Raw genomic sequence first — 26,257 nt, 5'->3', positions numbered from 1 at the left:
GAATCAATCTATGCTTTCATGCCGAACCATTTTTTCATTTTGGAGAAAAAGCCTTTCTTCTCTTCCAATGACATCAACGGTACGGATTCCCCCATCAAACGTCTTGCGATATTACGATAGCCAATGGATGCTTTACTGTTTGGATTCATCGCAATCGGCTCCCCTTTATGGGCAGCCTTCAGAACATCATCTTCGTCTACAATGACACCTAAAAGGTCAATAGCGAGAGTGGACGTCACATCATCCACATCCAGCATTTCGCCTGTGTCGGAGAGATGCTGTCTCACCCGGTTAATAACCAATCTAGGGGGCGTAATGCCTTCCTGTTCAAGCAGGCCGACAATACGGTCTGCATCTCTTACCGCTGCTGTATCCGGTGTTGTCACAACGATCGCGTGATCTGCACCAGCTACCGCATTCTTATACCCCTGCTCAATTCCTGCCGGGCAGTCAATCAGAATAAAATCATAGTCTTCCCGAAGAGAATCAATAATTTCCTTCATTTGTTCCGGACTGACCGCCGACTTGTCTTTTGTCTGGGCAGCAGGAATTAAATGCAGGCAGTCAAATCGTTTATCTTTAATTAATGCCTGCTGCACACGGCAGCGTCCTTCTGCTACATCGACCAGATCATAAATAATCCGGTTTTCCAGCCCCATCACAACGTCAAGATTGCGCAGGCCGATATCGGTATCGAGCATACACACCTTTTTTCCCTGCAGAGCCAAGGCAGCTCCTATATTTGCGGAGGTTGTTGTTTTACCAACTCCGCCTTTTCCTGATGTAATAACGTAAGCCTCTCCCACTGTAATTCCTCCTTTCATGCAAAAACATGAAATTTGTTATGGTACGATTTTTGCTGCTGATTATTACTTTACATCGGCAGTTTTCTTATCTCTTCGAGACGTATAATACGTCAATACTTTCATTTTTTCAAAAAGAATTTCATCTTTTTCCTGCTCGTAATACGCGTATAACGGCTCGGAAAGAAGATCTTCCTGCTGTTCGTGGCGTTCCGGAGCATGATAATACTTATCTGAAATCGACAGCTGCTTCGGCCTCATAATAGAAGCGCAGATCACAGCGTCTTTTTTCCCATCAATTCCGGCACGTGCAATTCCCTTTAATGCGCCGAGTACGTAAATATCGCCGGTCGCTTCTACGGTACCCCCGGGATTTATATCCCCTAAAAGAACGATATCGCCTTTGGCACGCAGAACCTGGCCGGAGCGGACGATGCTTGAAAAAGAGGTAATAGAGGCCTCTTCCCTAATTCGCTTGGCTTCCTCTTTTGTCATGACGTAGGATTCAAGCTCTTTCATTTCAATCGTCGCTGTTTTTGATAGGACTTTCGATATTTCTCTTTCCTGCTCTTCCTTAATATAACGGTAACCTGCATTAACTTTCACTGATACTTTAGGACCGTCGTTAACCAGCTGTTGTTCATTGCTGATTTTTTCTTCCAGTCCTTTCATCAATTCAGTGAAGTCACATTGATCATCCAGAAATATTGTTAAGCCCTGCTTCGTGCCTTTAATCGTAATATACTGGCTTCCGGAGCTTTGTTCCATTTTTTCACCCCTCATCCTAAACTGTCGGCCTGGCGCATACTATCCTGCCGGCCGCCTTATTTTTAATTGATGCGTATGATTTACCTCTGCCATATTTTTTCACTTTTTTCAATATAGGTGAAAAGCTTCTGCAATGGCAGATACAGAAGGGCAGCTGCTGCTGTGTTCAAAAGAAGGGAAGGCATAAGACGCCACACAAAAAAGTCGGCAAATATCACATTTGTATAGTCTGTAACATAATAAATGCCGTATGTCATCCATTCAAAAATAACGAGGGCTCCTACCACCACAGACAATTGAAGAATCAGACTGCTTTTTAAGCCTCGAAATGGATAGGAGCATAAGTAAGCTACAAGCCCAAAGCTGAAAATATACAATCCCAATAAATCCGTATAAGTAAGATCATACAGTGCGCCGGCAAATAAGCCAAGTATAATTCCAGCTCCGGGCCCTCTGTAAATGGAGGTAAAGATAACCAGGAGAAGGGTAAAGCGCGGGACCCATTCCACTCCTCCTGAAGACGTGTTTACAAAGATTTGAAACCACGTGCCTTCTATAAGAAAGGAAAAAAACACAAGAAAGGGCAGGAGATATCTAACCATCAGCCTCCACCCTCTTCTGTCACATCAACCGGCTCTTCTTCCTCTTCCTCGTCTTCTGATGTTTCTGCTTCTTCTTCTAAAGCATCGTCCAGGCTTTCGCTGTTCCGCTCTATTACTGTTACCTGCTCAATATTATAAAAACCGGCAGCGGGTTCCACCAGGGCATTGTACGTTAAGCCGTATTCATCAGGCTCGACGCTGACAACTTCCCCAATCGCAAGCCCTCTTGGAAAGATGCCTCCAAGTCCGGACGTACTGACAAGCTGACCTTCTTCAATTTCTGCATCCGATTCTATCTTGCGGAGCATTAGCCCTTCGCGCTCGTCATCCCAGCCTTCAATAAATGCATAGACCGGATCTTCTTCTGTCGTAACCATGGCAGAAACACGGTTGTTATCGTCGCTGTCTGATAGCAGCTGGACCGTGGAAGTAAACTGAGATGTGGACTGGACCCGTCCAATCAGGCCTTCAGGTGTCATGACCGCCATATCTGCCTCAATACCATTTTGTGAGCCCTTATCAATGCCTATTGTTTCCGTCCAGTGATCCGGAGACCTGTGGATAACCTGAGCAGAACGGATGGAATAATCGGTCAGGCTTTCTTCCTGCTCGACCATTTCCCGTAGTGTTTCATTTTCCTGACGGACACTGGCAAGCTCGGCAGAGATAGAAGCTGCTTCATCCACTCTTGCTTTCAGCGTCTGATTTTCCTGATACACATTAATCAGCAGACTTGCATCGTTAAAGAAATCAACAGCAATGTAAGCCGGCTTGCTTAATACAGACTGGGCAAATCCTGCCCCGTCCCGGAAAAGCTGTTCAGGAAGAGAAATATTCTCTCTATCTCTCATGGAAAAGCCAATCACAGCAACTAAAATAATGATACTAACCATCAATACAATTAATCGTTTGTTGTTAATAAATTGTGGCATCCTGTCCACCCGCTTTGCTACTTGTTTCGATAAGAACTAAACGAGGAATTGTCTTTTGAACGGAATAACTCCATATTATCCAGCGCCTTACCGGTGCCAAGAGCTACACAGTCCAATGGGTTTTCAGCCACATATACAGGCATATTTGTTTCCTCGCTTAGTATCTTATCCATGTTTTTCAAAAGGGCGCCTCCGCCGGTCAGCAGTATTCCACGATCCATAATATCTGCTGCTAGTTCAGGCGGAGTACTCTCCAATGTGCTTTTAACAGCATTTACAATCGCACCGATTGTTTCTTTCATTGCTTCCGTAATTTCTTCTGAAGTCAGTGTAATGGTTTTGGGAAAACCGGTTAAAAGATCTCGTCCGCGGACATTGATTTCAGAAGGCTTTTCTTCAGCTTCTTTAGGTGCTGCAGCCAGTTCCATTTTTACCCACTCAGCGGTACGATCACCTATCAGCACATTATACGTCTTTTTCACATGCTGGGTGATATCACTGTCCATCTGGTCTCCGGCAATACGAATAGACTGGCTCGTGACGATTCCTCCTAAAGAAATGACGGCCACTTCTGTCGTACCTCCGCCAATATCCACTATCATGCTTCCTGTAGGATCCCAAACCGGCAGGTCAGCTCCAATCGCTGCGGCAAAAGGCTCTTCAATTGTATAAGCTTCTTTTGCACCGGCCTGCCTGGTGGCATCTTCCACCGCTCTTTTTTCCACTGATGTAATCCCTGAGGGAACACATACCATTACGTTCGGCTTTCTGCTGAAGAAGCTTTTTGTTTTCTGTGCTTGATTTATAAAGTGCCTCATCATGGTGGTGGTTGTGTCAAAGTCGGCAATGACTCCATCTCTCATTGGCCTGAGTGTCACTATATTATCAGGTGTTCTTCCAATCATGTTCTTGGCAGCTGTACCCACCGCCTCAATCGTATTCGTGTCCTTTCGGATCGCTACGACCGAGGGCTCTCTTACAATAACTCCTTTGCCTTTTACAAATACTAATGTATTCGCCGTACCTAAATCTACTGCTAAATCCTTTGTAAAACCACCAAACATCTATGTATCTCCCTTCAGTTCCTGTAAATCTACAACGCTGCTGTGTCAGATCGGCATCCTGCTGTACTGCGGATTTATTTCATCATCTTAACCACTATTCTCCATTATACGCAAAATGAAACCAAAAACATAGACCCGCCTGGTGTTTTTTTAGGAGAAGATCTGCCTATTTTTTCTTGCTAACATATAAAAAATGCCCCGGCCTATCAAGCGGCAGGGGCATTCTTTACTTATTATTGTGTAATATGTCCCTTTTCTTTGAGGCTAATGAACGTTTCATCTCCAATAATAACATGGTCGAGAACTTCCATCCCCAGCAGCCTGCCGCATTCAGCAAGACGTTTTGTCACGTCAATATCTTCCCTGCTCGGCGATGGATCTCCGGAAGGATGGTTATGCAGGCAGATGATAGAAGCGGCGGAGCGACGCAGCGCTTCTTTGAATACTTCTCTCGGGTGTACGATACTTGAGTTCAGGCTGCCGATAAACAAGGTTTGTTTATGAAGAATCTGATTTTTCGTATTCAGAGCCAGCACAACAAAATGCTCCTGTTTTAGAAACCTCATCTCTTCCATAACAAAATCGGCTACATCTTCCGGCGAACGAATCGTGTATTTCTCTTCCGCTTTATATGTATACAAGCGGCGGCCCAGTTCCAATGCAGCTTTCAATTCCGCTGCTTTGCCTTTTCCGATGCCTTTAACCGTCTGGAGCTCCTCAAGTGTAGCCTCCTTCAGAAAGGATAAATCATCAAACGTGTAAAGAAGCCTCTGGGCAAGTACCATTACCGATTCTTCTTTCGTACCTGTCCGGAGCAGAAGCGCAAGCAGTTCCAGATTAGAGAGCGACTTGGCTCCATTTTTCAATATTTTTTCTCTAGGTCGTTCTGTTTTAGGAATATCTTTAAAAATAAGGGGGGAAGTCATGCATATCTCCTTTTCGCAAAGTTAGTTAGAGGGGAAATTAAGAGGATAGGCCAATCAAGCGACTGTACCAGATGTAAAAAGTACCGTCGGCAAAAACAGCAGTTATGCAGGCAAACGCGATAAATGGCGCAAATGGAAACAACTGTTTCCGGTTCATTTTCTTCGTGCAGAGCCTGAATGTTCCCCAGGCCGTGCCGGCGATTGCAGCTAGAAAAATAGTAAGAACCGCTGCCGGCCATCCAACAGCAAACGCGATAAAAGCAAACAGCTTTATATCTCCTCCGCCCAGCCCGCCTTTTGTAAGAAAAGCAAATACATACAGCACGGAAAAAATAAGCAGGCCGTCCCACACAGAAAAAACCAATGCACTAAACGGCCCGGCCGCCAGTTTAACGGCCGCTGCCGCTCCTGTTCCTGCAAGCAGCAGCCGATCTGGAATAATCATGTACGCGAGATCGCTCACTACTGCCGCGCAGAGAACCAGCACAACAATAAGGACCAGCGCGAGTTCCCACCCCCATCCGAACCGTAAAAAGGCTGCTGCGAACAATACACCTGCCCCGAGTTCCATGCATGGATAAAGAAAAGAAATACTTTTTCTGCAAAACCGGCATTTTCCCTTCAGCAGAAAAAAAGAAACAATCGGAATTAAATCTTTCTTTGCGATAGAGCGGCTGCATGAAGGACAGTGGGAAGCAGGGTAAACAAGCGATTCTTTTTTAGGAAGCCGAAGGCCGGCCACATTCGTAAATGACCCCATGACGATTCCTATAATGAAGCTGTACCAAATTAAAATCACATAGTTTGTTCTCCTTTCTTTTCATGATTATATAATACCACAACTAAAGGACTATTTTAAGTTTTTTTATAAAAAAAGAAGCCCCTTATCAGGGCTTCCATTCTTTACGTACGTCGGATATAAAATACAAAGAACCGGTTATTACGAGCCATTCTTCTTCCCGGCGCAGTGCTTCTACTGCTTTCACTGCCTGTTTCCAGTCTGCATATGTCCCGGGCTGCCCTGAAAGATCATGCACGTTCAGGCTTTCCGGAGCAGCTGCCCGTTCAAAGTCAAAACCGGCCAGTGAAACCGTAGCCGTATTCAGGCTTTTGAGCGGGGTTAGAAAATCCTCTGCATTTTTTTCTTTTGTTGTACCGATAATAAAGTGAAAGGTGTCCTTTGAAAAATGCGCCTGAAGCGCTTCTGTAAGACTCATCATGCCTTCTTTATTATGTGCTCCGTCAATGATAATTCGTTTTTCCCGATTAATCTCCAGTCGTCCAGGCCAGCTCGTTTTCTCAAGACCGCGCAGGATATCACTGTCCTCTGCCGGAAAAGCATAATACATTTTAAGGTACCTTGCGGCCATTACAGCAGCGGCAGCATTCTTTGCCTGATGCGGTCCCATCATGGATAGCTGCACACGCTCGAGCCTTTTCAAAAACAATGACTGAAACGAAAACGTAATTCCTGCTTCATGGGCCTCTACATTCTCAATGTGAAAATCTCTGCCGAGCTGATACATTTTTGTAAACTTTCCTGATACCGCCTCTTCCAGAATTTCCAGGCTTTCCGGTTTCTCTTCACACGTAATTAACGGGACTCCTGATTTAACGATTCCCGCTTTTTCTCTTGTGATTTCCTCTATCGTGTTTCCAAGTATGTGCTGGTGATCGTGCCCGATATTTGTAATAACGCTGATAAGCGGAAGCATCGTATTCGTTGAATCAAGCCTGCCTCCAAGCCCTACTTCCCATATGACCACATCAGGAAAAGCGACCGAAGAAAAATAGCGTGCGGCAATAGCTGTAATAATTTCAAACTCTGTCGGCGGACCGAATAGTGATTTCTCTACGGCTTCGACAATCGGGCGCACCACATTCGCGGCTTCTAAAAACGCTTCTTCACTTATCGGCTCTCCATTAATGGAAACACGCTCTCTGAATGTATCTATATAAGGAGAAGTAAATGTGCCTACTTCCATCCCGGACTCTTCCAGAATATTTCTTAAAAAAGCTGTAGTGGACCCTTTTCCGTTTGTGCCTCCAATATGCACACTTTTCATTTTCCGCTCTGGATTGCCAAGGCCCTCCAGCAGCAGGTTCATCCGCTCCAGTCCCGGATGAATGCCAAATTTCTTTCTGTCCTCCAGCCAATCTCTCGCTTCTCTATACGTCTGCATGCTATCCCTCGTTTCTCTATTCAAGCTGTCCGTGAATGCAGGAAAAAAAGGGAGGTTTTCAAGCCTCCCCCTGCTATTTTTTTATTGCTGCAGTTCTTCCATGCGGGCAATCACTTTATCCCGCTTATCTGCGTAATCCTGCTGTTTCTGCTTTTCTTCTTCCACAACGTGGGCAGGTGCTTTACTCGTAAAGCCTGCGTTCGCAAGCTTCTTTTGTACCCGCTCTACTTCTTTATCGAGTTTTTCTTTTTCTTTTTGAAGCCTGGCAATCTCTTCGTCCAGCTGGATCAGCCCGGCCAGAGGCATATAAAGGTCTGCTCCGGTCAATGCGTGGGATACGGATTTTTCCGGCGCCTGCAGTCCTGTATTAATCGTAAGCTTTTCAGGGTTGCAGAAGCGCTCCAGATACTCCTGTCCGCGCAGCAGCTGCTGCAGTTCCTTCTCGGAAGCTGCATTAACGAGCAGTTCAATTTCCTTGCTCGGCGCTACATTCATTTCTGCACGTGTATTACGTACCGAGCGGATGATACGCTTGATCAGCTCCATATCCTCAACGGATTCGGAATCAGCCAGGTCTTGGTTTACAACAGGCCATGCCGCTACTGTGATGGAATCTCCCTGGTGAGGCAGGTGCTGCCAGATTTCTTCGGTAATAAATGGCATAATCGGGTGCAGCAGTCTCATCGTCTGATCGAGTACGTGGGCCAGCACCGAACGGGTCATTTGCTTTTGCTCGTCACTGTCTCCGTAAAGCGGCAGTTTTGCCATTTCAATATACCAGTCACATACATCTTCCCAGATAAAGTTATACAGCAGACGTCCAACTTCTCCAAACTCATATTGATCCATCAGCCTCGTTACGCTTTGAATCGTATCCTGCAGTCTTGTCAAGATCCAGCGGTCAGCCATTGTTTTTTCGCCTTCCAGGCTGATTTCTTCATAAGTCAATCCGTCCATATTCATCAGCGCAAAGCGGGAAGCGTTCCAGATTTTATTGGCAAAGTTCCAGTTGGCTTCTACCTTTTCCCACTGGAAACGCAGGTCGTTTCCGGGGGTTGTACCGGTAGCAAGGAAGAAACGCAGCGCATCGGCTCCGTACTTCTCAATGACGTCCATAGGATCAACACCATTGCCGAGTGACTTACTCATTTTCCTGCCTTCACTGTCCCGTACCAGTCCATGAATCAGCACATCTTCAAACGGACGCTGCCCTGTAAATTCAAGCCCCTGGAAAATCATCCGGGAAATCCAGAAAAAGATAATATCATATCCGGTTACGAGTGCATTAGTCGGGTAAAATCGTTTAAAATCTTCCGACTGCTCGTCAGGCCAGCCCATCGTGGAAAAAGGCCAAAGCGCTGAGCTGAACCATGTGTCCAGCACGTCTTCATCCTGTACCCAGTTTTCAGCGTCCGCCGGTTCTTCCATGCCGATATACATTTCGCCTGTTTCTTTATGGTACCAGGCAGGAATCCGATGGCCCCACCACAGCTGCCTCGAAATGCACCAGTCCCTGATGTTATCAAGCCAGTGCAGGTACGTTTTTTCAAAACGTTCCGGCACAAAATGTACTTTTTCTTCCTTCTGCTGCAGAGCAATCGCATTTTCAGCAAGCGGCTTCATATCTACGAACCACTGCGTGGATAAATACGGTTCTACAACGGCGCCGCTTCGTTCCGAATGCCCGACCGAATGCATATGGTCTTCCACTTTAAACAGCACGCCCTGCTCCTTAAGATCAGCTGTAATTTGACGGCGGCATTCAAAGCGGTCCAGCCCTTCATATTTCGCGGCGTTTTCATTCATTTTTCCAGACTCGTCCATGATAAGGACACGCTCCAGGTTATGCCTGTTGCCCATTTCAAAGTCATTGGGATCATGCGCCGGCGTAATCTTTACGGCACCGGATCCAAAATCCATTTCTACATAATCATCTGCAACAATCTCTATTTCCCGTCCTACAATAGGCAGCTCTACCTTTTTGCCGATCAGATGCGCATAGCGTTCGTCTTTCGGATGTACCGCGACTGCTGTATCGCCGAGCATCGTTTCCGGACGCGTGGTCGCAACTTCAATCGATCCACTGCCGTCCGCCAATGGATAGGCCATATGATAAAAAGAACCCTGCACGTCTTTGTAGATAACTTCTATATCTGAGAGAGCCGTCTTTGTATCCGGATCCCAGTTAATAATGTATTCCCCGCGGTAGATCAGCCCTTTATTATATAGCGTGACAAACACTTTACGAACCGCATCCGACAGGCCTTTGTCCAGGGTAAACCGCTCTCTGGAATAATCCAGGGACAGGCCGATTTTGGACCACTGCTCCCGGATAAAATCGGCATACTCTTCTTTCCATTCCCACGATTTCTCAAGAAACGCCTCCCGGCCCATTTCATACCGGTTCGTCCCTTCTTCTTTCAGCTTTCCTTCGACCTTAGCCTGCGTGGCAATTCCGGCATGATCCATGCCGGGAAGCCAGAGCATGTCATAGCCCTGCATCCGCTTCAAACGGGAAATAATATCCTGCAGGGTCGTATCCCAGGCATGACCTAAATGCAGCCTTCCGGTAACGTTAGGAGGCGGAATAACAATCGTGTACGGTTCTTTATCCCCACTGCCTTCGGCTTTGAAAAACTCCCCTTCCGTCCAATAGGGATACCATTTGGCTTCGGTCGCCTGTGGATCGTACTTGGTCGGCATATCGGTCTGGTTGATCTTATCCATTTTATCGTTCTCCTTTAGTAGAAAGTCAGCTTGCTTTTTGTGCAAATAAAAAAACTCTTTTCGTCTGCAAAGGACGAAAAGAGTTTACGCGGTACCACCTTTATTTGTGCCGCTGTCTGCCAGCGTCACACACTTAGGTATAACGGTACCTGCCGTCTCCTCCTACTTCATTTCAGAGGAAAAGCTCCGGGGCGACCTTCGGGATCCGCACAGGAAAGGCCTTTCAGCTGGGCTGCCTTCTCTCTGTACAAGCGCGTCATCCGTACTCTTCCCTATCTATGCTTTCTTATTTATGCTGTTTGGTATGCTTCTATTTTAAGCAGAGCCCTGCCTGTCAGTCAATGCAAATTACTTTTATTTTTTAATCACGGAAAAAGCTTTTTCGGCGGCTTTTACCGTGTTTTCAATATCTTCTTCTGTATGGGCAGTAGAAAGAAACATCCCTTCAAATTGAGAAGGAGGAAGGGAAACACCCTGGGCCATCATTTCTCTAAAGTATGCCGCAAACATTTCCAGGTCCGACGTTTTGGCCGTTTTAAAATCAACGACTTTTTCATCTGTGAAAAAGAAGCCAACCATTGATCCTGCTTTGTTAATATGATGAGGAATACCATGCTTTTGGGCCGCTTCATGCAGGCCGTCGGCCAGAAGTGTACCAAGACGGTCAAACGTCTCGTAGTCTTCCGGCTTCAGCTGGTTTAACGTTTCAAATCCGGCTGTCATCGCAAGCGGATTTCCTGACAGGGTACCAGCCTGATAAATCGGGCCGCTCGGCGCTATCTGTTCCATAATATCGCGCCTGCCGCCGTAAGCTGCTACAGGCAGTCCTCCGCCAATAACTTTCCCAAGACACGTTATGTCAGGCGTTACGTTATAAACACCCTGAGCGCAGTGATAGCCGACTCTGAAGCCTGTCATTACTTCATCGAAGATCAGCAGGCTGCCATGTTGGTTCGTAATGTCTCTGACGCCTTCCAAAAATCCTTCTTCCGGAAGCACCACACCCATATTGCCTGTGACCGGTTCCAATATAACGGCAGCAATTTCATCCCCGTATTCGTCGAATGCTTTTTGCAGACTGTCCAGATCATTGTACGGCACGGTCAACGTATTGGAGGCAACCGATTCCGGAACACCGGGACTATCCGGAAGGCCAAGCGTAGCAACACCGGAACCGGCTTTAATTAATAAAGAGTCTCCGTGCCCATGGTAACAGCCTTCCATTTTAAGAATCTTGTCACGTCCGGTAAAACCGCGGGCCAGGCGGAGAGCACTCATTGTTGCTTCCGTGCCGGAATTAACCATTCGAACGACTTCGATAGAAGGCACTCTATCAATAACGAGCTCGGCAAGTTTAATTTCCATCACGTGAGACGCACCAAAGCTTGTTCCTTTTTCGGTTACTGCCTTTAACTGCTCCACGACATGATCCTGGGCATGGCCTAAAATAAGCGGGCCCCATGACAAAACATAGTCGATGTATTCATTTCCATCCAGGTCGGTTATTTTGGAACCTTTTCCGCTCTGCATGTACACGGCAGGATGTCCCACCGAATTGTATGTACGAACAGGACTGTTTACACCGCCCGGCATTAACGGTTTTGCTTTTTCAAAAGCAGCTGTGGATTTTTCATAGGATTTCATCGCTGTCACTTCCCTTTTTATAATCTACTTTCAGGATAACAAATGCCGCTTTCACCTGCGACCTTTCTTTAATAAGGAAAAACTGCCTGCTGCAAGGCAGTCAGGCAGTAACTTCTAATACAGTTCTTCATCAATCCATTTTGCCACGTCTAATGCAAAATACGTAACAATCAGGTCAGCGCCCGCCCGTTTCATGCTGACAAGCTTTTCCATCACTACTGCTTTTTCATCAATCCATCCGTTTTGGGCTGCAGCTTTAAGCATCGCAAACTCCCCGGATACGTTGTAGGCTACTACAGGATAACCGGTGGCATCTTTCACTTCTCTCATGATATCAAGATAGGAAAGTGCCGGCTTTACAATCAGAAAATCAGCACCCTCTTCTACGTCGGAACGGGCTTCCCGCAGTGCTTCTTCACGGTTTGCCGGATCCATCTGATAGGTTTTCCGATCCCCGAAGGAAGGCGTGCTGTGGGCAGCATCCCGGAAAGGACCATAAAAAGCAGAAGCGTACTTAACGGAATATGACATAATTGGCGTATGCACGAATCCTGCTACATCGAGGCCGCGACGGATCGCCGCTGTAAATCCGTCCATCATGTTGGAGGGAGCAATAATATCCGCTCCGGCTTTTGCCTGGGAAACTGCTGTTTCGGTCAACAGTTTCAGGGAATCATCGTTAAGAATTTCCCCGTCTTTAATCAGACCGCAGTGCCCATGATCCGTGTACTGGCATAAACACGTATCCGCTATCACAGTTAATGAGGGATTGTTTTCTTTAATGACCCTGATTGCACGCTGTACAATACCTTCTGCAGCGTACGCCTGCGATCCATACTCATCTTTGTGATCGGGAAGGCCAAATACCATGACAGCCGGAACACCATGGCGTTCCAGTTTATTTGTCTCCTGAACCAGAATATCAAGAGACACCTGATAAATGCCCGGCATGGAAGGTACTTCATTTTTTACTTTTTCCCCTTCCACGACAAAAATAGGAAAAATCAAATCTTCTTTTTTTACTTCATTTTCCCGCACCATTTTGCGAATTCCCGGTGTCGAGCGGAGACGACGGTGTCTCCGAAACTGTATATCACTCATCAAAATCCTCCTTCGAAAGTTTCAAAAGCAGTTCCATCATTCCTTCAATCGTATGTGGATCTGCCGTGTGTATATGCTTAAATCTATGCCGCTCTGCTTCCCGGGTCGTAACCGGTCCTATGGAGAGGACCGGAATATCACACCAGTGCTCAGCAGGAAGCAGACGTACCCCCTCCATACATGCTCTGACGGCCGATGGGCTCGTAAATGTAATAAAGTCTATCTTATTGTGCAGAAAAGCATCGCGCAGTCTATCTATATTAGCCGTTACCGGCTGTGTCGTATACACATCAATCGTATCAATGAGCTTCTCTTCAGAGTGAAGTCGTGCTGTAATCGTGTCACGGCTGATACGGCTCTTCGGAAAAAGAATGCGGCTTCCGCTTTTTATTACAGGAGACAATGCCTCCACCAAAGATTCAGCGGTATACGCCTGCGGTATCATCTCTACAGAGACTCCAGCGTCTGTAAGAGCACGTGCGGTTTTAGAACCAACGGCCGCTATTTTAACATGGTCAGGAAAAAACTGATCATGCTCTTTCAGTGCTTCCATAAAATAATGTACCGCATTTACACTCGTAAAAACAAACCATTCGTACGTATGAATGGTTTTTATTTTTTCCAGATCTTCTTCGGAAAAAGGCAGCCGTGCCACTTCAATAAGCGGAATAATAACCGGTCTGCCTCCACTGCTTTCGATAGGGTGCGCCAGCAGATCGCTTTGATGAGAAGGTCTTGTTATCAGAACCCGGCTTCCATTTAAGGAAAGACTCACTGATTATCCAGCTCTGCTCTCACATCATCGAGTATATCTTTGGCTCCTCGGGCCAGGAGCGTTTCTGCAGCTTCCCTGCCGATTTTCTCCGGATCCGTGCCTTCTCTTTTTTCCTGGAGAATGATTCTGCCATCAGGTGTTCCTACTAGAGCGGTGAGGTAAATCTGTTCTTTTTCCATCGTTGCATAACCTGCTATCGGTACAGAACATCCGCCTTCTACTGCCTGCAGAAAGGCTCTTTCTGCACGTACCCTCTGGGCTACTTCGATTTCATGGATGCTTTGCAGAAGGGAAATAACCTCGTCATCATCAGCACGACACTCGATACCGAGCGCTCCCTGTCCGACTGCCGGCAGGCAGATATCCGGATCAAGAAACTCTGTCACCATTTCCGGATCCCAGCCCATTCGTTCCAGGCCGGCTGCTGCCAGAATAATCGCATCATAATTTTCTTCCCTGAGTTTACGGAGTCTCGTTTCAATATTTCCACGGATCCACTGAATTTTTAAATCGGGACGTTTTGCCAGGATCTGGGAGGAGCGGCGGAGGCTGCTTGTGCCCACAACGGCTCCTGCCGGAAGCTCAGAAAAAGGAACATGGTCGTTGGCAATATATACGTCTCTTGGGTCCACCCGGTTGGTAATAGCTCCGAGCGTGAACTGCTCCTGGAGCTCTCCCGGCATGTCTTTCATGCTGTGTACGGCAAAATCAATTTCCCCGTCCGTCATTGCCTGCTCAATCTCTTTTACAAAAAGGCCTTTGCCCCCTACTTTTGAAAGGGTTACATCCAGAATCTTATCGCCTTTTGTTACAATTTTTTTCATTTCAAATTCATATGGTGCACCAGCACGTTTTAAGGCATCAATGACCCACTCTGCCTGCTTTATCGCGAGATTGCTTTTTCTTGTGCCTACAATAATTTTTCTCATGTCATCCTCCACATCGTCTATAGTATTTTCCTATTTTATAAATACCACATATGAAATTCGGTCAGTTCACTTGAAAGAAAATAGTTGGTTAACAGCAGTAAAAATCCAATAATATTTAACACTGCCATATTATAACCCCTTCGGTCCTTAACAGCCCAAAGATATAAATACCAGCTGTACACTAAAAGCAGTACAGTGGAAGCAATCACTTTAGCATCCATCCACGGCAGGGTTTGAAATTGAATGCTTGCCCAGATGAATCCTAAAATGATGCCAATCATTAATAACGGCACCCCGGCTACAGTGGAGTAAAAAGTAAGAGTTTCCATTTTAGGCAGATTCTCAAGCCGGAGAAGCCGATTTCCCCACTGCTTTCTTTTCAAGAGCTTATGCTGCAGCAGATAAAGGCTCGAAAAAGCAAAGCCGAGCGTAAAGGCAGCATAGGAAATAATGATTAACGTCACGTGTATAATCAACAGCTCTGAAATAAGGAGCTCATTTAACTCATTAGGTATATCACCGTCGGGTGCAAACAAGCTGAAAGCAAGCATCACAAAACCAATAACGTTGGCAAAAAAAACGAGGAAATCGACTCGAAACAGCCGATTGATGATTAAGGAAAAAGTTACTAAAAGCCATGCATAAAAAAATAACCCTTCAAAGGGTGTAATAACGGGAAGTCTATCGTATTGCACAGCTCTTATAATAAAAAATGAGGTCTGCAGCAGCCAGACCACAGTGAGAAGCCAGAAGGCAGCTCGGTTTGCCTTCCGGTTCGTCTGCAGAAAATCAAAAAAGTAGCCAAGCAGGCTCAAACTATATAGAACAATGGTCACGACATAAATAATATTAGCTGCAGCAACCATCTACGAAAACTCCTCTCATACTCGGAGAGTAACATCCTTAGCATAAGCGTAAGGAAGCAAAGCCGGCTTTTTTGATGCTATTTTTCTATCTTCTTCTATCTGCATGTTATGGTTCTGTCGGCTCGTTTCTGTTTCTTTAGCAGAAGCGATTTCCTCTTCGAGGGCAAAAATCTCTGTAAATAAAGCCAGAGACTGCTCTGCATCCGGTTCAGCGGCCAATTCTTTTGCACGCATAATAGGATCACGAAGCATTTGATTCACGATGCTTTTTGTGTGTTTACGCAGAATTTTACGTTCTCTGTCTGTTAAGTCAGGAAGCTTCCGCTCGATGCTGTCCATCGTGTCCGCCTGTATAGACACGGCCTTGCTGCGCAGAGCTGAAATGATAGGCACGACGCCAAGCGTCTCCACCCAGTCTTTAAACTGGAGCAGCTGCCCTTTCATCATCTCTTCTATTTTAGCTGCTGCGACTTTCCTTTCTGAAAGATTGGACTCCACAATTCCCTGAAGGTCGTCTATATCATAAAGGAAAATATTGTCCAGATCGTTTAACTCCGGATCGAGGTCTCTTGGAACAGCGATATCGATCATAAACAGAGGGCGTCCTTTTCTCTTTTTCAGAGCCGTTTCCATCATTTTGCGATCGATCACATATTCTTTTGAACCAGTGGAAGAAATGACGATATCTGCGTTTTCAAGCGTCTGCTGAAGATGATCCATCCCCAGCGCCCGGCCGAAAATACGGTCGGCCAGCTCGGCTGCTTTTGAATACGTCCGGTTTAAAACGGTCACTTCCGCCGCGCCGCTTGAATACAAATGGCGGGCCGTCAGTTCACTCATTTTGCCTGCACCGAGAATCAGGACATGTTTATTCGAGAAATCCCCAAATATTTTATGGCCCAGCTCAACGGCTGCATAGCTTACCGAAACGGCATTATCATTGATTTCCGTTTCATTGTGGGCTTTTTTGGCAAATGTAATAGCCTGTTTAAATAATTCGTTAAAAATAGTTCCCGTAGCTCCTGCATCCTGGGCAGTGAAAAAGCTGTTCTTCACCTGGCCGAGAATCTGCGTCTCTCCTAGAATCATCGAATCGAGACCAGTTGCCACCTTAAATAGATGCTGAATAGCAGCATCATTTTCACGAATCGTTAAATAAGGGCCGAACTCTTCTTTTGGAAGATCGAACCATTGGGAAAGAAATTGTTTAATATAATGACGCCCTGTGTGAAGCTGATCAACAACAGCGTATACTTCCGTGCGGTTACAGGTGGAAATAATCGTACATTCCAGAATACTCTTCATTCCACTCAGGCTTTGGAGAGCTTCCGGCAGCATTCCATCCTGGAAAGCAAGCTGTTCCCTGATCTCAACAGGGGTTGTTTTATAATCTAATCCTGCAACGAGAATATGCATGTATTGTTCACCCCTAATAAATAAGCTGCACTATTTCACAGAGAATGTAAGTATGCCGTAACATTTTACTTTTTTACATACGCTTTCATACTCTTATAGTTATACCATTTTTTTCGTTCATATTAAAGAAGCTGAACGTTTTTCTTATTTAGAATAATTCTATTATAACATGATTTATTATAAACGAAAAAAAGAAATGTGAACAGCAAACGACATCTCGCTCCAGCCTTATTTTGCTCTAAGTCTGTTAATAGCGCCCCAGGCTTCTTCTTTACCCTGACCGGTTTCCGAGGAAAATAATACGACTGAATCCTCTTTATGCAGTCCCAGCGTATCTTTTATCTGTTTCACATGTTTGGGGCGTTTATTTTTTGTTACTTTATCTGCTTTTGTAGCTATGATAACTACAGGAAGCTCGAAATGCTTTAAATACTGATACATTCTTACATCTTCACTGCTCGGCGCATGCCGTACATCTAAAATAAGCGTAACCCCGCAAAGCTGGTCGCGTTCTCCTAAATACGTTTCAATCATTTTTCCCCATGCTGCTCGTTCTGTCTTGGAGACTTTTGCGTAACCATATCCCGGCACGTCTACGAGCATCAGTATTTCGTTGATCAAATAAAAATTAAGCGTCCGTGTTTTTCCCGGCTTGGACGAGGTTCTGGCCAGGTTTTTTCTGTTAAGCAAGGTATTGATAAAAGAAGATTTCCCTACATTGGACCTTCCGGCCATTGCAATCTCCGGAAGATCCATTGCGGGATACTGTTCTTCTGCTACTGCACTAATCACAAGCTCTGCTTGATTGGCTTTCATTCTTTTTCCTCCAACGCATGTTCTAATACTTCATCTAACTGGGCTACCGGTATAAAGGTAAGCCCTTGTCTCACGCTCTCCGGTATGTCTTCCAAATCCTTTTCATTATCCTTTGGAATAATGATAGTTGTTAATCCGGCACGATGGGCGCTCATTGCTTTTTCTTTGAGGCCGCCGATTGGAAGAACTCTGCCTCTCAGCGTAATTTCTCCGGTCATGCCGACTTCTTTTTTAACCGGCTTGCCGGTAAAAGCAGATATTAAAGCAGTTGCGATCGTAATCCCTGCCGACGGGCCGTCTTTTGGCGTAGCACCTTCGGGCACGTGAATATGAATATCGTACTGCTTGTAAAAATCAGGAGAGATACCCAGGCGCTCGGCGTTTGCTCTCGTATAGCTGAAAGCAGCACGTGCCGATTCCTTCATCACGTCTCCAAGCTTTCCGGTCAGGCTTAGCTCGCCCTTTCCTTTTGCAAGCGACACTTCGATCGATAAAACGGTACCTCCGGCAGTAGTGTAAGCAAGTCCCATTGCTGTTCCTACCTGGTTTTCAAGCTCCGCCTGGCCGTATCGGAATTTAGGACGGCCGAGCATTTCTTCAATCGTTTTTTCTGTGACAACGACACGCTTTTTCTCGCCTGCTACTATTTTCTTTGCAGCTTTCCGGCATACTTTGGCTATTTCTCGTTCCAGGCTGCGGACTCCTGCTTCTCTTGTATAGTACCTGATTAATTTCATCATCGATTCATCTTTAATCTGCAGTTTGCTTTTCGTCAGGCCGTGAGCTTCCAGCTGCTTGGGAAATAAATAATCAATCGCAATCCGCTCTTTTTCAAGCTCGGTGTAGCCTGCAATCGGAATAATTTCCATGCGGTCCAAAAGAGGTCCCGGAATAGCGGAAATATTATTGGCTGTCGTAATGAACAGTACTTTGGAAAGGTCATACGTTTCTTCAATATAATGATCGCTGAATGAATTGTTTTGTTCAGGATCCAGCACTTCAAGCATCGCTGAAGACGGATCTCCTCTGAAATCACTGGCCATTTTATCAATCTCATCCAATAGGAACACGGGGTTGGTAGAGCCTGCTTTGTTCATCCCCTGGATGATACGGCCCGGCATTGCTCCTACATACGTACGCCTGTGGCCTCTGATTTCCGCTTCATCGCGGACACCGCCAAGGGACATACGGACAAACTTGCGTTCGAGTGCACGGGCAATCGATTTAGCTAACGATGTCTTTCCGACACCCGGCGGGCCGCTGAGGCAGAGAATAGGCCCTTTCAGCGAGTTGGTAAGCTCCTGCACAGCTAAATGTTCAAGCACCCGTTCTTTTACTTTCTCCAAACCGTAATGGTCCTCGTCAAGAATTTCCTGGGCATGATTAACATCCAAACGGTCCGTCGTTTCTTCTTTCCATGGAATCGAAGTCAGCCATTCGATATAAGTGCGGATAACAGAGCTTTCCGCAGCCGTGGACGGCATCTTTTCGTAGCGGTCCAACTCTTTATAGGCTTTTGCGAGTACTTGCTCCGGCATATCGGATTGTTCGATTTTTTCCCGAAGTTCTCCAACCTCTCCGTCTTTGCCGTCTTTGTCGCCCAATTCTTTTTGAATAGCTTTCATTTGTTCGCGCAGGTAGTATTCTTTCTGCGTTTTTTCCATTGATTTTTTTACCGTCTGGCCGATTTTCTGCTCCAGGCCGAGAACTTCTTTTTCATTGTTTAGTATATCCAGAATACGCTGCAGCCTCTTTTTAACAGAAACCGTCTCCAGCAGCTCCTGTTTTTCAGCAACTTTCAGTGGGAGGTGGGAACTGACAATGTCCGCAAACCTGCCCGGTTCCGCAATGTCCTGCACGGATTGCAGGGTTTCTTTGGATACTTTTTTGGATAAACGGATATATTCTTCAAATTGCTCAAGAGCGTTACGCATCAACGCGAGCTCTTCGGATGGATTGCTTTCTTCTACATTGGACAGGATGGACATTTCCACCTGAAAGTATTCTTCTTTTTGTGTAAATCGTTCAATTTTCGCCCGTTCCAGCCCTTCCACTAATACGCGGATCGTGCCGTTTGGAAGTTTCAGCATCTGCTTCACTTTGGCCATTGTACCTACCTGATACATGTCCTCTGCTCCCGGTTCATCCACTGATAAATCCACCTGGCTTGTGAGTAATATTTCGCTGTCTTCCACCATAGCCTGCTCTAGTGCCTGGACAGACTTGTCTCTTCCCACATCCAGATGAAGCACCATGGTTGGGAAAACAAGAAGTCCCCTGAGCGGTAAAAGCGGTATCGTTCTATTGTTTGATTCTGTCAACTGTCAGCACCTCCGGTCTCGATCTCTATATATGCCTGTCATTCTATGTAATGAAACAGCGGGATACAGATCCTGCTGCAGTATATGCACACTACTTATATTTTATCCCACTCCTGCATTGTTGTCTAATGTACATAGTGCTACGAGGAAGAATGCTTTCATTTATAGAATTTGGCTTTATATAGGAAAAACCGCTTTGGGATTCACTAAAACCCAAAGCGGTTTACCTTTCATTTGTAGTATTACGCGCTTTCTTTTGGTTCACCTTTGAGGGGAACTATTTCGCCGTCTTTTGTTTTTAAGATCGGCGTAGCATCACCCGTTACACATTCAGCTGTAATTTCACACTTGACCACTTCTTCTTTAGAAGGAAGATCATACATAACGTCCAGCATAATACCTTCTATAATAGAACGAAGTCCGCGGGCTCCGGTTTTTCTTTCGATTGCTTTAATCGAAATTTCCCGAAGAGCGTCATCGGTAAATTCAAGTTCTACATCGTCAAGTTCAAGAAGCTTCTGGAATTGTTTCACAAGCGCATTCTTAGGCTGTGTCAAAATTTCAATCAGCGCCTGCTCATCCAATGTAGAAAGGCTGGAAATAACCGGAAGACGTCCAATGAATTCCGGAATAAGACCGTATCTTAACAAATCTTCCGGAAGAATTCTGCTCATATACTCTTCTTTTGCAAGCTCTTCTTTCTCTGAATCAGAACCAAAGCCGATTACTTTTTTACCTAAACGCTGTTTAACGATCTGGTCGATACCGTCAAAAGCACCACCACAGATAAACAATACGTTGCTTGTATCGATCTGGATAAATTCCTGGTGCGGATGCTTGCGTCCGCCCTGTGGAGGTACACTTGCTGTAGTGCCTTCCAAAATCTTTAGAAGAGCCTGCTGCACCCCTTCACCTGAAACGTCTCTTGTAATAGATGGATTTTCAGATTTTCTGGCTACTTTATCGATTTCATCGATGTAAATAATACCTTTTTCGGCTTTTTCTACATCATAATCTGCTGCCTGGATTAATTTAAGAAGAATGTTTTCCACATCTTCCCCTACATAACCGGCTTCTGTCAGCGAAGTCGCATCTGCAATTGCAAATGGAACATTCAATACTCTGGCAAGCGTCTGCGCAAGAAGGGTTTTACCGCTTCCTGTAGGACCGATTAGGCAGATGTTACTTTTCGCAAGCTCTACATCGTCGGTTTTCTTAACAGAGTTCACCCGTTTGTAATGATTGTATACAGCTACAGAGAGCGAACGTTTGGCTCGTTCCTGTCCAATAACATAATCATCCAGAATTTCATTTATTTCAGAAGGCTTAGGAATTTCTTCAAACTCCACTTCCTCATCCGTACCTAGTTCTTCTTCTACAATTTCCGTACAAAGTTCAATGCACTCATCGCATATATAAACCCCAGGGCCTGCTACAAGCTTTCTGACCTGGTCCTGTGTTTTTCCGCAAAAGGAGCATTTAAGCTGGCCTTTTTCTTCATTGAATTTAAACAATTCGTTCACCCCTTACATGTTTTTAAAGCTCATTATTATACTTACTATATGTTAGTCATAAAAGAGAGCAGCTTATCTGTCAGCTGCCATTTATCTTTGATTTATGGCTAATTTATGAATTTATCTCATGGACTGCATTGTATCATAAAATGAGCATGAATATAAAACAATACGTTTTTCTATGTGTATCTCTTTTTTAGGACTTATGTAGAAAACTGCCCTGAAAGTAATCGATACTTACAGGACAGCATTTCTTTATTATTCTTTCTCTTCTGCTTCTTCAGCTTTAGGCGCTTCTTCTTCCTGTTTTTCCACAGCTACACTGTGTTCAACGAGGAAGTCAATTGCCTTTTGAATACGAAGATCACCTTTAATAGCGTCGTCTCCGCCCTGCATGGCAAGAAGATTTCTAATTTCATCTTTAGAACGCTTGTACATTTCAGCCATCTTATCAAGTTCTGCTTCTACATCTTCCTCAGATGCTTCGAGCTTCTCTTCATCGGCTACCGCTTCAAGCGTAAGGTTCATTTTCACACGCTTTTCAGCTTCTTCTTTAAACTGTTCTTTCATACCTTCTTCATCAGATCCTGTTACCTGGTAGTACATGTCCATGGACATACCCTGAGATTGAAGGCGCTGACTGAATTCCTGAAGCATACGGTCTGCTTCTGTACCAACCATTGCTTCTGGGATATCAATAGAGGCGTTCTCAGCAGCAAGCTCTACTACTGTATCTCTATCATGATGCTCTTTTGAGTGCGCTTTATCATGCTCAAGCTTATGCTTTACGCTGCTTTTTAGTTCATCTATTGTTTCTGCTTCGTGCTCTTCCAGATCTTTAGCAAAGTCATCGTCAAGTTCAGGAAGCTCTTTACGCTTAATGTCGTGAAGCTTCACTTTAAAGACTGCTTTTTTTCCAGCAAGGTCTTCTGCGTGGTACTCTTCAGGGAATGTAACTTCCACATCCTGCTCTGTACCTGACTTCAATCCGATTAACTGCTCTTCAAATCCAGGAATAAACTGGCCGGAACCAATTTCAAGCGAATGATTTTCTGCCTGGCCGCCTTCAAATGGCTCTCCATCTACAAATCCTTCGAAATCAAGGATAGCTGTATCGCCTTCCTGTACTTCTCCGTTTTCAACTACAGCAAGATCTGCCTGCTTTTCACGAAGCTGATCAAGTTCAGCCTGTACTTCTTCTTCTGTAACGTCTACATCAAACTTTTCAACTTCAAGTCCTTTGTATGTGCCAAGCTTTACTTCCGGCTTCACGGTAACAGTAGCTTTGAAAATAACATCTTTGCCCTGCTCTACCTGGTCTACATCAATTTCCGGTCTGTCGACTGGCTCAATGCCTGCTTCGTCTACTGCAGAAGCATAGGCATCAGGTAGAACGATATCCAATGCATCCTGGTATAACGATTCAACGCCGAAACGCTGTTCAAATATTTTGCGGGGAATTTTCCCTTTTCTAAAGCCAGGAACGTTCACCTGTTTTCTTACTTTTGTAAAAGCCTGATCCAATGCTTCGTCAAATTTATCCGACGCTACATCGATTGTTAGTACTCCTTGATTTCCTTCTAATTTTTCCCAATTGACACTCATTTATTTGTCCCTCCAACATTCTTATATATCCGTTTTTGACAACCACTATATTATAACATATCACTTAGTCATTTCAATCATAAAAGCCAATTCCGCCTTTAAGGCTCTTATATCGTCGTTAACTGCTTTTGAATTCTTTCGTAATCCCGATGCACGGCCTGGAAATCATGGACGCTGACATCGTAGCTTTGGCAGATAGCTTCCACTTGCATATCATACCCGGACTGCACGGCTGCCTCATAGTGAAGCATAGCAGAAAGAGCCGGAATCTGCACGGATGGAGGAAAGGGATAGTAATACAGCAGCATCTGCTGAAGCAGATGGATAATATGCTGCATCAGCGTTGGATCTTTATCTCCGATAACCTGCTCCAGGGCGGCTGCAGCCTCTAAATAAGAAGTGCTGTTATTAATATCCGGCAGTGTTTCCGGAGAAAATTCCCCCTGCCGCTTTAATTTATTTACCGCAATGGTTCTCTCCACTTCCCAATCTTTCAAAAGCAGTACAAGAAAACTCTTTAAAAGAGGGGAAGTGTGCTCGCTCGTCAACAGAGTCTGTATGTACGGAAGAGACTTCAGCGAACGATGCTGTTTTAATTCCTGGAGGACAGCCATTTTTTCTTCAGGAGATCCACTTCTAAGCAATGGCACCCAGTCCGGCTCATCAGCTTCGTATGTAATGGGAAGGCGGCTCTCTTCTTCTGTTTCAATAATAGTCCTCTGCATATTTTTGGAAACAGTCAGCAGGTATTCAAGTTCTTTTCTTAATTTCGGCGGAATATTTTCTTCAGTCATGACTGCTTCCAACGTTCTGATCACTTCTTCGTACTGCTCCAGCTGTGCCAGAACAGAAACATACACCTGAAGAATTTCATAATAATCTCCACTGTCTTTTTTCATCATTTCTTCAGCGAGCAGCCGGGCTTTTGTCAACTGATTGGTTTCGGCATACGCAAGCAGCAGTCCGTAGGCGGCTTCTTCATGCTCAGGTTCGTGCATTAACGCTTCCTGAAAAAATGACTCTGCTTTTGACTTGTCAGTTTGTTTCAATGCGTACAGTCCGTTTGTAATTAATTTATCTACAGTCCCCGGGAACGGAACGATATTTCCTTTTTTTTTGGATAAATCCACTCATTTCCCCTCCCTTCTCTCTTCTATCGGTCACTACCTGAAAATCATAACACCCTGCAGTCAACACACAAAAAGGAAGACGGCCTTGTAGGCCGCCGCTTATACCCCTCTTCGTTTTTCATAAGCATCAATTTGATCTGCATACTGAAGTGTCAGGCTGATTTCGTCCCAGCCTTTAAGAAGCATTTCCTTCCAGTATGGATCTATTTCAAAACCAGCTTCAAAACCTTTGCTGTCTTGAATCGTTTGATGCTCAAGATCTACTTTGAGTTTATAATATTCATCTTTCCCATTTTCCATTAGTTCGTAAACCTGTTTCTCAGGAAGCCTGATCGTTAGTATTCCATTTTTGAAACAGTTATTGTAGAAAATATCTGCAAAGCTCGGTGCAATAATAACACGAAAGCCATAATCCTGCAGAGCCCAAGGTGCATGTTCTCTTGAAGAACCGCAGCCAAAGTTGTGGTCTGCCAGCAGAACACTTGCTTCTTTTGCTTCGGGCTTATTCAATTCAAAAGAGGGATCCGGCGTTCCATCGGATAAAAACCGCCAGTCAAAAAACAAAAACTGCCCAAATCCCGTGCGTTCTACTCTTTTTAGAAACTGTTTTGGAATAATCTGGTCTGTATCGACGTTTACACGCGGCAGAACAGCTGTATTACCCTCATGCACAATAATTGGTTCCATTTTTATTTTCCCTCCTTTATTGAAGTGATGGTTTTTTTAAGTCACGGATATCCACGAACCTGCCGGCTACCGCTGCCGCGGCTGCCATCGCCGGGCTGACCAGATGCGTTCTGGCACCTTTCCCCTGACGTCCTTCAAAGTTACGGTTGGACGTGGAAGCACAGCGTTCTCCTTCCGGCACAAAATCTGGATTCATGCTCAAACACATGCTGCATCCTGACTCTCTCCATTCAAATCCGGCATCCAGGAATGCTTTATCCAATCCTTCTGATTCCGCCTGCTTCTTCACAGCCTGAGAACCGGGAACAACAAGAGCACGGACTCCGTCCGCTACTTTTCTGCCTTCCGCCACTTTCGCAGCAGCTCTTAAATCGCTGATTCTTGCATTGGTACAGGAACCAATAAAGACGTGCTGTATTTCTACTTCAGTCATTTTCATACCGGGCTTCAAATCCATATAATCAAGCGACTGCTGAATGGCTCTGCGGTCATGATCGGATTCGGCTTTGGCAGGATCTGGAATCTGCTTGTGAATACCAATACCTTGTGAAGGGTTTGTGCCCCATGTCACCATAGGTTCAATTTCTTCACTGTTCATTTCCACGGTGGCATCATACACAGCCCCTTCGTCGGAAGCAGTTTCTCTCCATTCCTCGGCAAGCCTTTCAAAAGCCTCTCCGGACGGCACTTTTTCACGGCCTTTTAAATAATCAATGGTTACCTGGTCCGGACTAATTAAGCCTGCTTTTGCACCAGCTTCAATCGACATATTGCAGATAGTCATGCGCTCTTCCATCGTTAACCCGCGAATCGCTTCGCCGGTAAATTCCAGAACATGTCCGGTGCCAAAATCCACTCCGTGCTTTGCAATGATACTTAAAATAATATCTTTTGCCGTCGCGCCGGGGTTTAATCGACCGTTCACGCGTACTTCCATCGTCTTTGGCTTGGACTGCCAAATGGTCTGGGTGGCAAGCACGTGCTCAACTTCGCTCGTGCCAATTCCAAATGCAAGGGCACCGAATGCTCCGTGGGTGGAGGTATGGCTGTCTCCGCATACAATCGTTTTCCCAGGCTGAGTCAATCCCATCTGCGGTCCGATGATATGAACAATTCCGTTGTTCGGGCTGTTTAGGTCAGCAATATCAATACCGAACTCTTCGCAGTTATTGGCCAGTGTTTCAATCTGCTTTTTAGCAATTGAATCTGTAATGGACATTCGATTCTGGGTCGGTACATTATGATCCATTGTAGCAAATGTCAGATCAGGACGGCGTACTTTTCGACCAGCTAAACGAAGTCCTTCAAAAGCCTGGGGTGACGTTACTTCATGAACCATGTGCAAGTCAATAAACATAAGGTTCGGTTTACCTTTTTCGGACATCACTGCGTGCTTATCCCAAATTTTCTCTATTATCGTTTTTGGCTGCATCGAACTACACCCTCTC

Annotated in this window: 22 protein-coding genes and 1 other annotated feature; all 22 genes read right to left on the bottom strand. The window is 45.2% G+C overall.

What is annotated here, in order from left to right; all coding sequences use genetic code 11:
- Window positions 1–8: 8 nt before the first annotated feature.
- The 22 genes from minD to leuC all read right to left on the bottom strand — a co-directional run bounded on the left by minD (window position 9) and on the right by leuC (window position 26,241).
- On the bottom strand, window positions 9–806 hold the full coding sequence (minD, locus tag AC5W2J_RS09140; protein WP_496059164.1) for a septum site-determining protein MinD: 798 nt from the start codon (window positions 804–806) through the stop codon (window positions 9–11).
- Window positions 807–869: 63 nt separating this feature from the next.
- On the bottom strand, window positions 870–1,571 hold the full coding sequence (gene minC, locus AC5W2J_RS09135; RefSeq protein ID WP_496059163.1) for a septum site-determining protein MinC: 702 nt from the start codon (window positions 1,569–1,571) through the stop codon (window positions 870–872).
- 80 nt (window positions 1,572–1,651) lie between these two features.
- On the bottom strand, window positions 1,652–2,173 hold the full coding sequence (mreD, locus tag AC5W2J_RS09130) for a rod shape-determining protein MreD (RefSeq protein WP_496059162.1): 522 nt from the start codon (window positions 2,171–2,173) through the stop codon (window positions 1,652–1,654).
- On the bottom strand, window positions 2,173–3,105 hold the full coding sequence (gene mreC, locus AC5W2J_RS09125) for a rod shape-determining protein MreC (protein ID WP_496059161.1): 933 nt from the start codon (window positions 3,103–3,105) through the stop codon (window positions 2,173–2,175). The genes mreD and mreC overlap by 1 nt, the downstream gene beginning before the upstream one ends.
- A gap of 17 nt (window positions 3,106–3,122) precedes the next feature.
- Window positions 3,123–4,169 (bottom strand): rod shape-determining protein, encoded by a 1,047-nt coding sequence (locus AC5W2J_RS09120; RefSeq protein ID WP_496059160.1) that lies wholly within the window; start codon window positions 4,167–4,169, stop codon window positions 3,123–3,125.
- A gap of 233 nt (window positions 4,170–4,402) precedes the next feature.
- Window positions 4,403–5,095, bottom strand: a complete 693-nt coding sequence (radC, locus tag AC5W2J_RS09115) for a RadC family protein (protein WP_496059159.1) — start codon at window positions 5,093–5,095, stop codon at window positions 4,403–4,405.
- A gap of 37 nt (window positions 5,096–5,132) precedes the next feature.
- Complete coding sequence (locus AC5W2J_RS09110) at window positions 5,133–5,894, bottom strand: prepilin peptidase (protein WP_496059158.1); 762 nt, start codon at window positions 5,892–5,894, stop codon at window positions 5,133–5,135.
- A gap of 88 nt (window positions 5,895–5,982) precedes the next feature.
- Window positions 5,983–7,278 carry a bifunctional folylpolyglutamate synthase/dihydrofolate synthase gene (locus AC5W2J_RS09105; RefSeq protein ID WP_496059157.1) on the bottom strand — a complete coding sequence of 432 codons (1,296 nt, stop codon included), beginning with the start codon at window positions 7,276–7,278 and terminating at the stop codon, window positions 5,983–5,985.
- An 81-nt stretch (window positions 7,279–7,359) separates the two neighbouring features.
- Window positions 7,360–10,005: a valine--tRNA ligase gene (locus tag AC5W2J_RS09100; RefSeq protein WP_496059156.1), complete on the bottom strand. Its 2,646-nt coding sequence runs from the start codon at window positions 10,003–10,005 to the stop codon at window positions 7,360–7,362.
- A gap of 66 nt (window positions 10,006–10,071) precedes the next feature.
- Window positions 10,072–10,293: a binding site (T-box leader), on the bottom strand.
- A gap of 66 nt (window positions 10,294–10,359) precedes the next feature.
- Entirely contained in the window at window positions 10,360–11,649 is a 1,290-nt protein-coding gene (hemL, locus tag AC5W2J_RS09095; protein WP_496059155.1) for a glutamate-1-semialdehyde 2,1-aminomutase, read from the bottom strand.
- A gap of 114 nt (window positions 11,650–11,763) precedes the next feature.
- The gene (gene hemB / locus AC5W2J_RS09090; protein ID WP_496059154.1) at window positions 11,764–12,750 is read right to left on the bottom strand and encodes a porphobilinogen synthase; all 987 of its coding nucleotides are present in this window, start codon (window positions 12,748–12,750) and stop codon (window positions 11,764–11,766) included.
- Window positions 12,743–13,525 carry a uroporphyrinogen-III synthase gene (locus AC5W2J_RS09085; RefSeq protein WP_496059153.1) on the bottom strand — a complete coding sequence of 261 codons (783 nt, stop codon included), beginning with the start codon at window positions 13,523–13,525 and terminating at the stop codon, window positions 12,743–12,745. The genes hemB and AC5W2J_RS09085 overlap by 8 nt, the downstream gene beginning before the upstream one ends.
- Entirely contained in the window at window positions 13,522–14,454 is a 933-nt protein-coding gene (gene hemC, locus AC5W2J_RS09080; protein ID WP_496059152.1) for a hydroxymethylbilane synthase, read from the bottom strand. The genes AC5W2J_RS09085 and hemC overlap by 4 nt, the downstream gene beginning before the upstream one ends.
- 35 nt (window positions 14,455–14,489) lie before the next feature.
- A complete protein-coding gene (locus tag AC5W2J_RS09075; protein WP_496059151.1) occupies window positions 14,490–15,320 on the bottom strand; it encodes a cytochrome C assembly family protein in 831 nt (276 codons plus the stop codon).
- A gap of 15 nt (window positions 15,321–15,335) precedes the next feature.
- On the bottom strand, window positions 15,336–16,736 hold the full coding sequence (gene hemA / locus AC5W2J_RS09070; protein ID WP_496059150.1) for a glutamyl-tRNA reductase: 1,401 nt from the start codon (window positions 16,734–16,736) through the stop codon (window positions 15,336–15,338).
- A gap of 228 nt (window positions 16,737–16,964) precedes the next feature.
- Window positions 16,965–17,552, bottom strand: a complete 588-nt coding sequence (gene yihA, locus AC5W2J_RS09065) for a ribosome biogenesis GTP-binding protein YihA/YsxC (RefSeq protein ID WP_496059149.1) — start codon at window positions 17,550–17,552, stop codon at window positions 16,965–16,967.
- Complete coding sequence (gene lon / locus AC5W2J_RS09060) at window positions 17,549–19,807, bottom strand: endopeptidase La (protein ID WP_496059649.1); 2,259 nt, start codon at window positions 19,805–19,807, stop codon at window positions 17,549–17,551. Before lon ends, yihA begins: the two co-directional genes overlap by 4 nt.
- Before the next feature lie 308 nt (window positions 19,808–20,115).
- On the bottom strand, window positions 20,116–21,387 hold the full coding sequence (clpX, locus tag AC5W2J_RS09055) for an ATP-dependent protease ATP-binding subunit ClpX (RefSeq protein WP_120192545.1): 1,272 nt from the start codon (window positions 21,385–21,387) through the stop codon (window positions 20,116–20,118).
- A gap of 258 nt (window positions 21,388–21,645) precedes the next feature.
- Window positions 21,646–22,992, bottom strand: a complete 1,347-nt coding sequence (tig, locus tag AC5W2J_RS09050) for a trigger factor (protein ID WP_496059148.1) — start codon at window positions 22,990–22,992, stop codon at window positions 21,646–21,648.
- Between the two features lie 107 nt (window positions 22,993–23,099).
- Window positions 23,100–24,122: a tetratricopeptide repeat protein gene (locus AC5W2J_RS09045; protein ID WP_496059147.1), complete on the bottom strand. Its 1,023-nt coding sequence runs from the start codon at window positions 24,120–24,122 to the stop codon at window positions 23,100–23,102.
- Between the two features lie 99 nt (window positions 24,123–24,221).
- Complete coding sequence (gene leuD, locus AC5W2J_RS09040) at window positions 24,222–24,809, bottom strand: 3-isopropylmalate dehydratase small subunit (protein WP_496059146.1); 588 nt, start codon at window positions 24,807–24,809, stop codon at window positions 24,222–24,224.
- 16 nt (window positions 24,810–24,825) lie between these two features.
- Window positions 24,826–26,241, bottom strand: coding sequence for a 3-isopropylmalate dehydratase large subunit (gene leuC, locus AC5W2J_RS09035; protein WP_496059145.1), 1,416 nt, complete (start codon window positions 26,239–26,241; stop codon window positions 24,826–24,828).
- Window positions 26,242–26,257: the final 16 nt, after the last annotated feature.

The sequence above is a fragment of the Sinobaca sp. SA16-1 genome (assembly GCF_059510515.1).
This window is presented reverse-complemented; position numbering and strand designations above follow the sequence as displayed.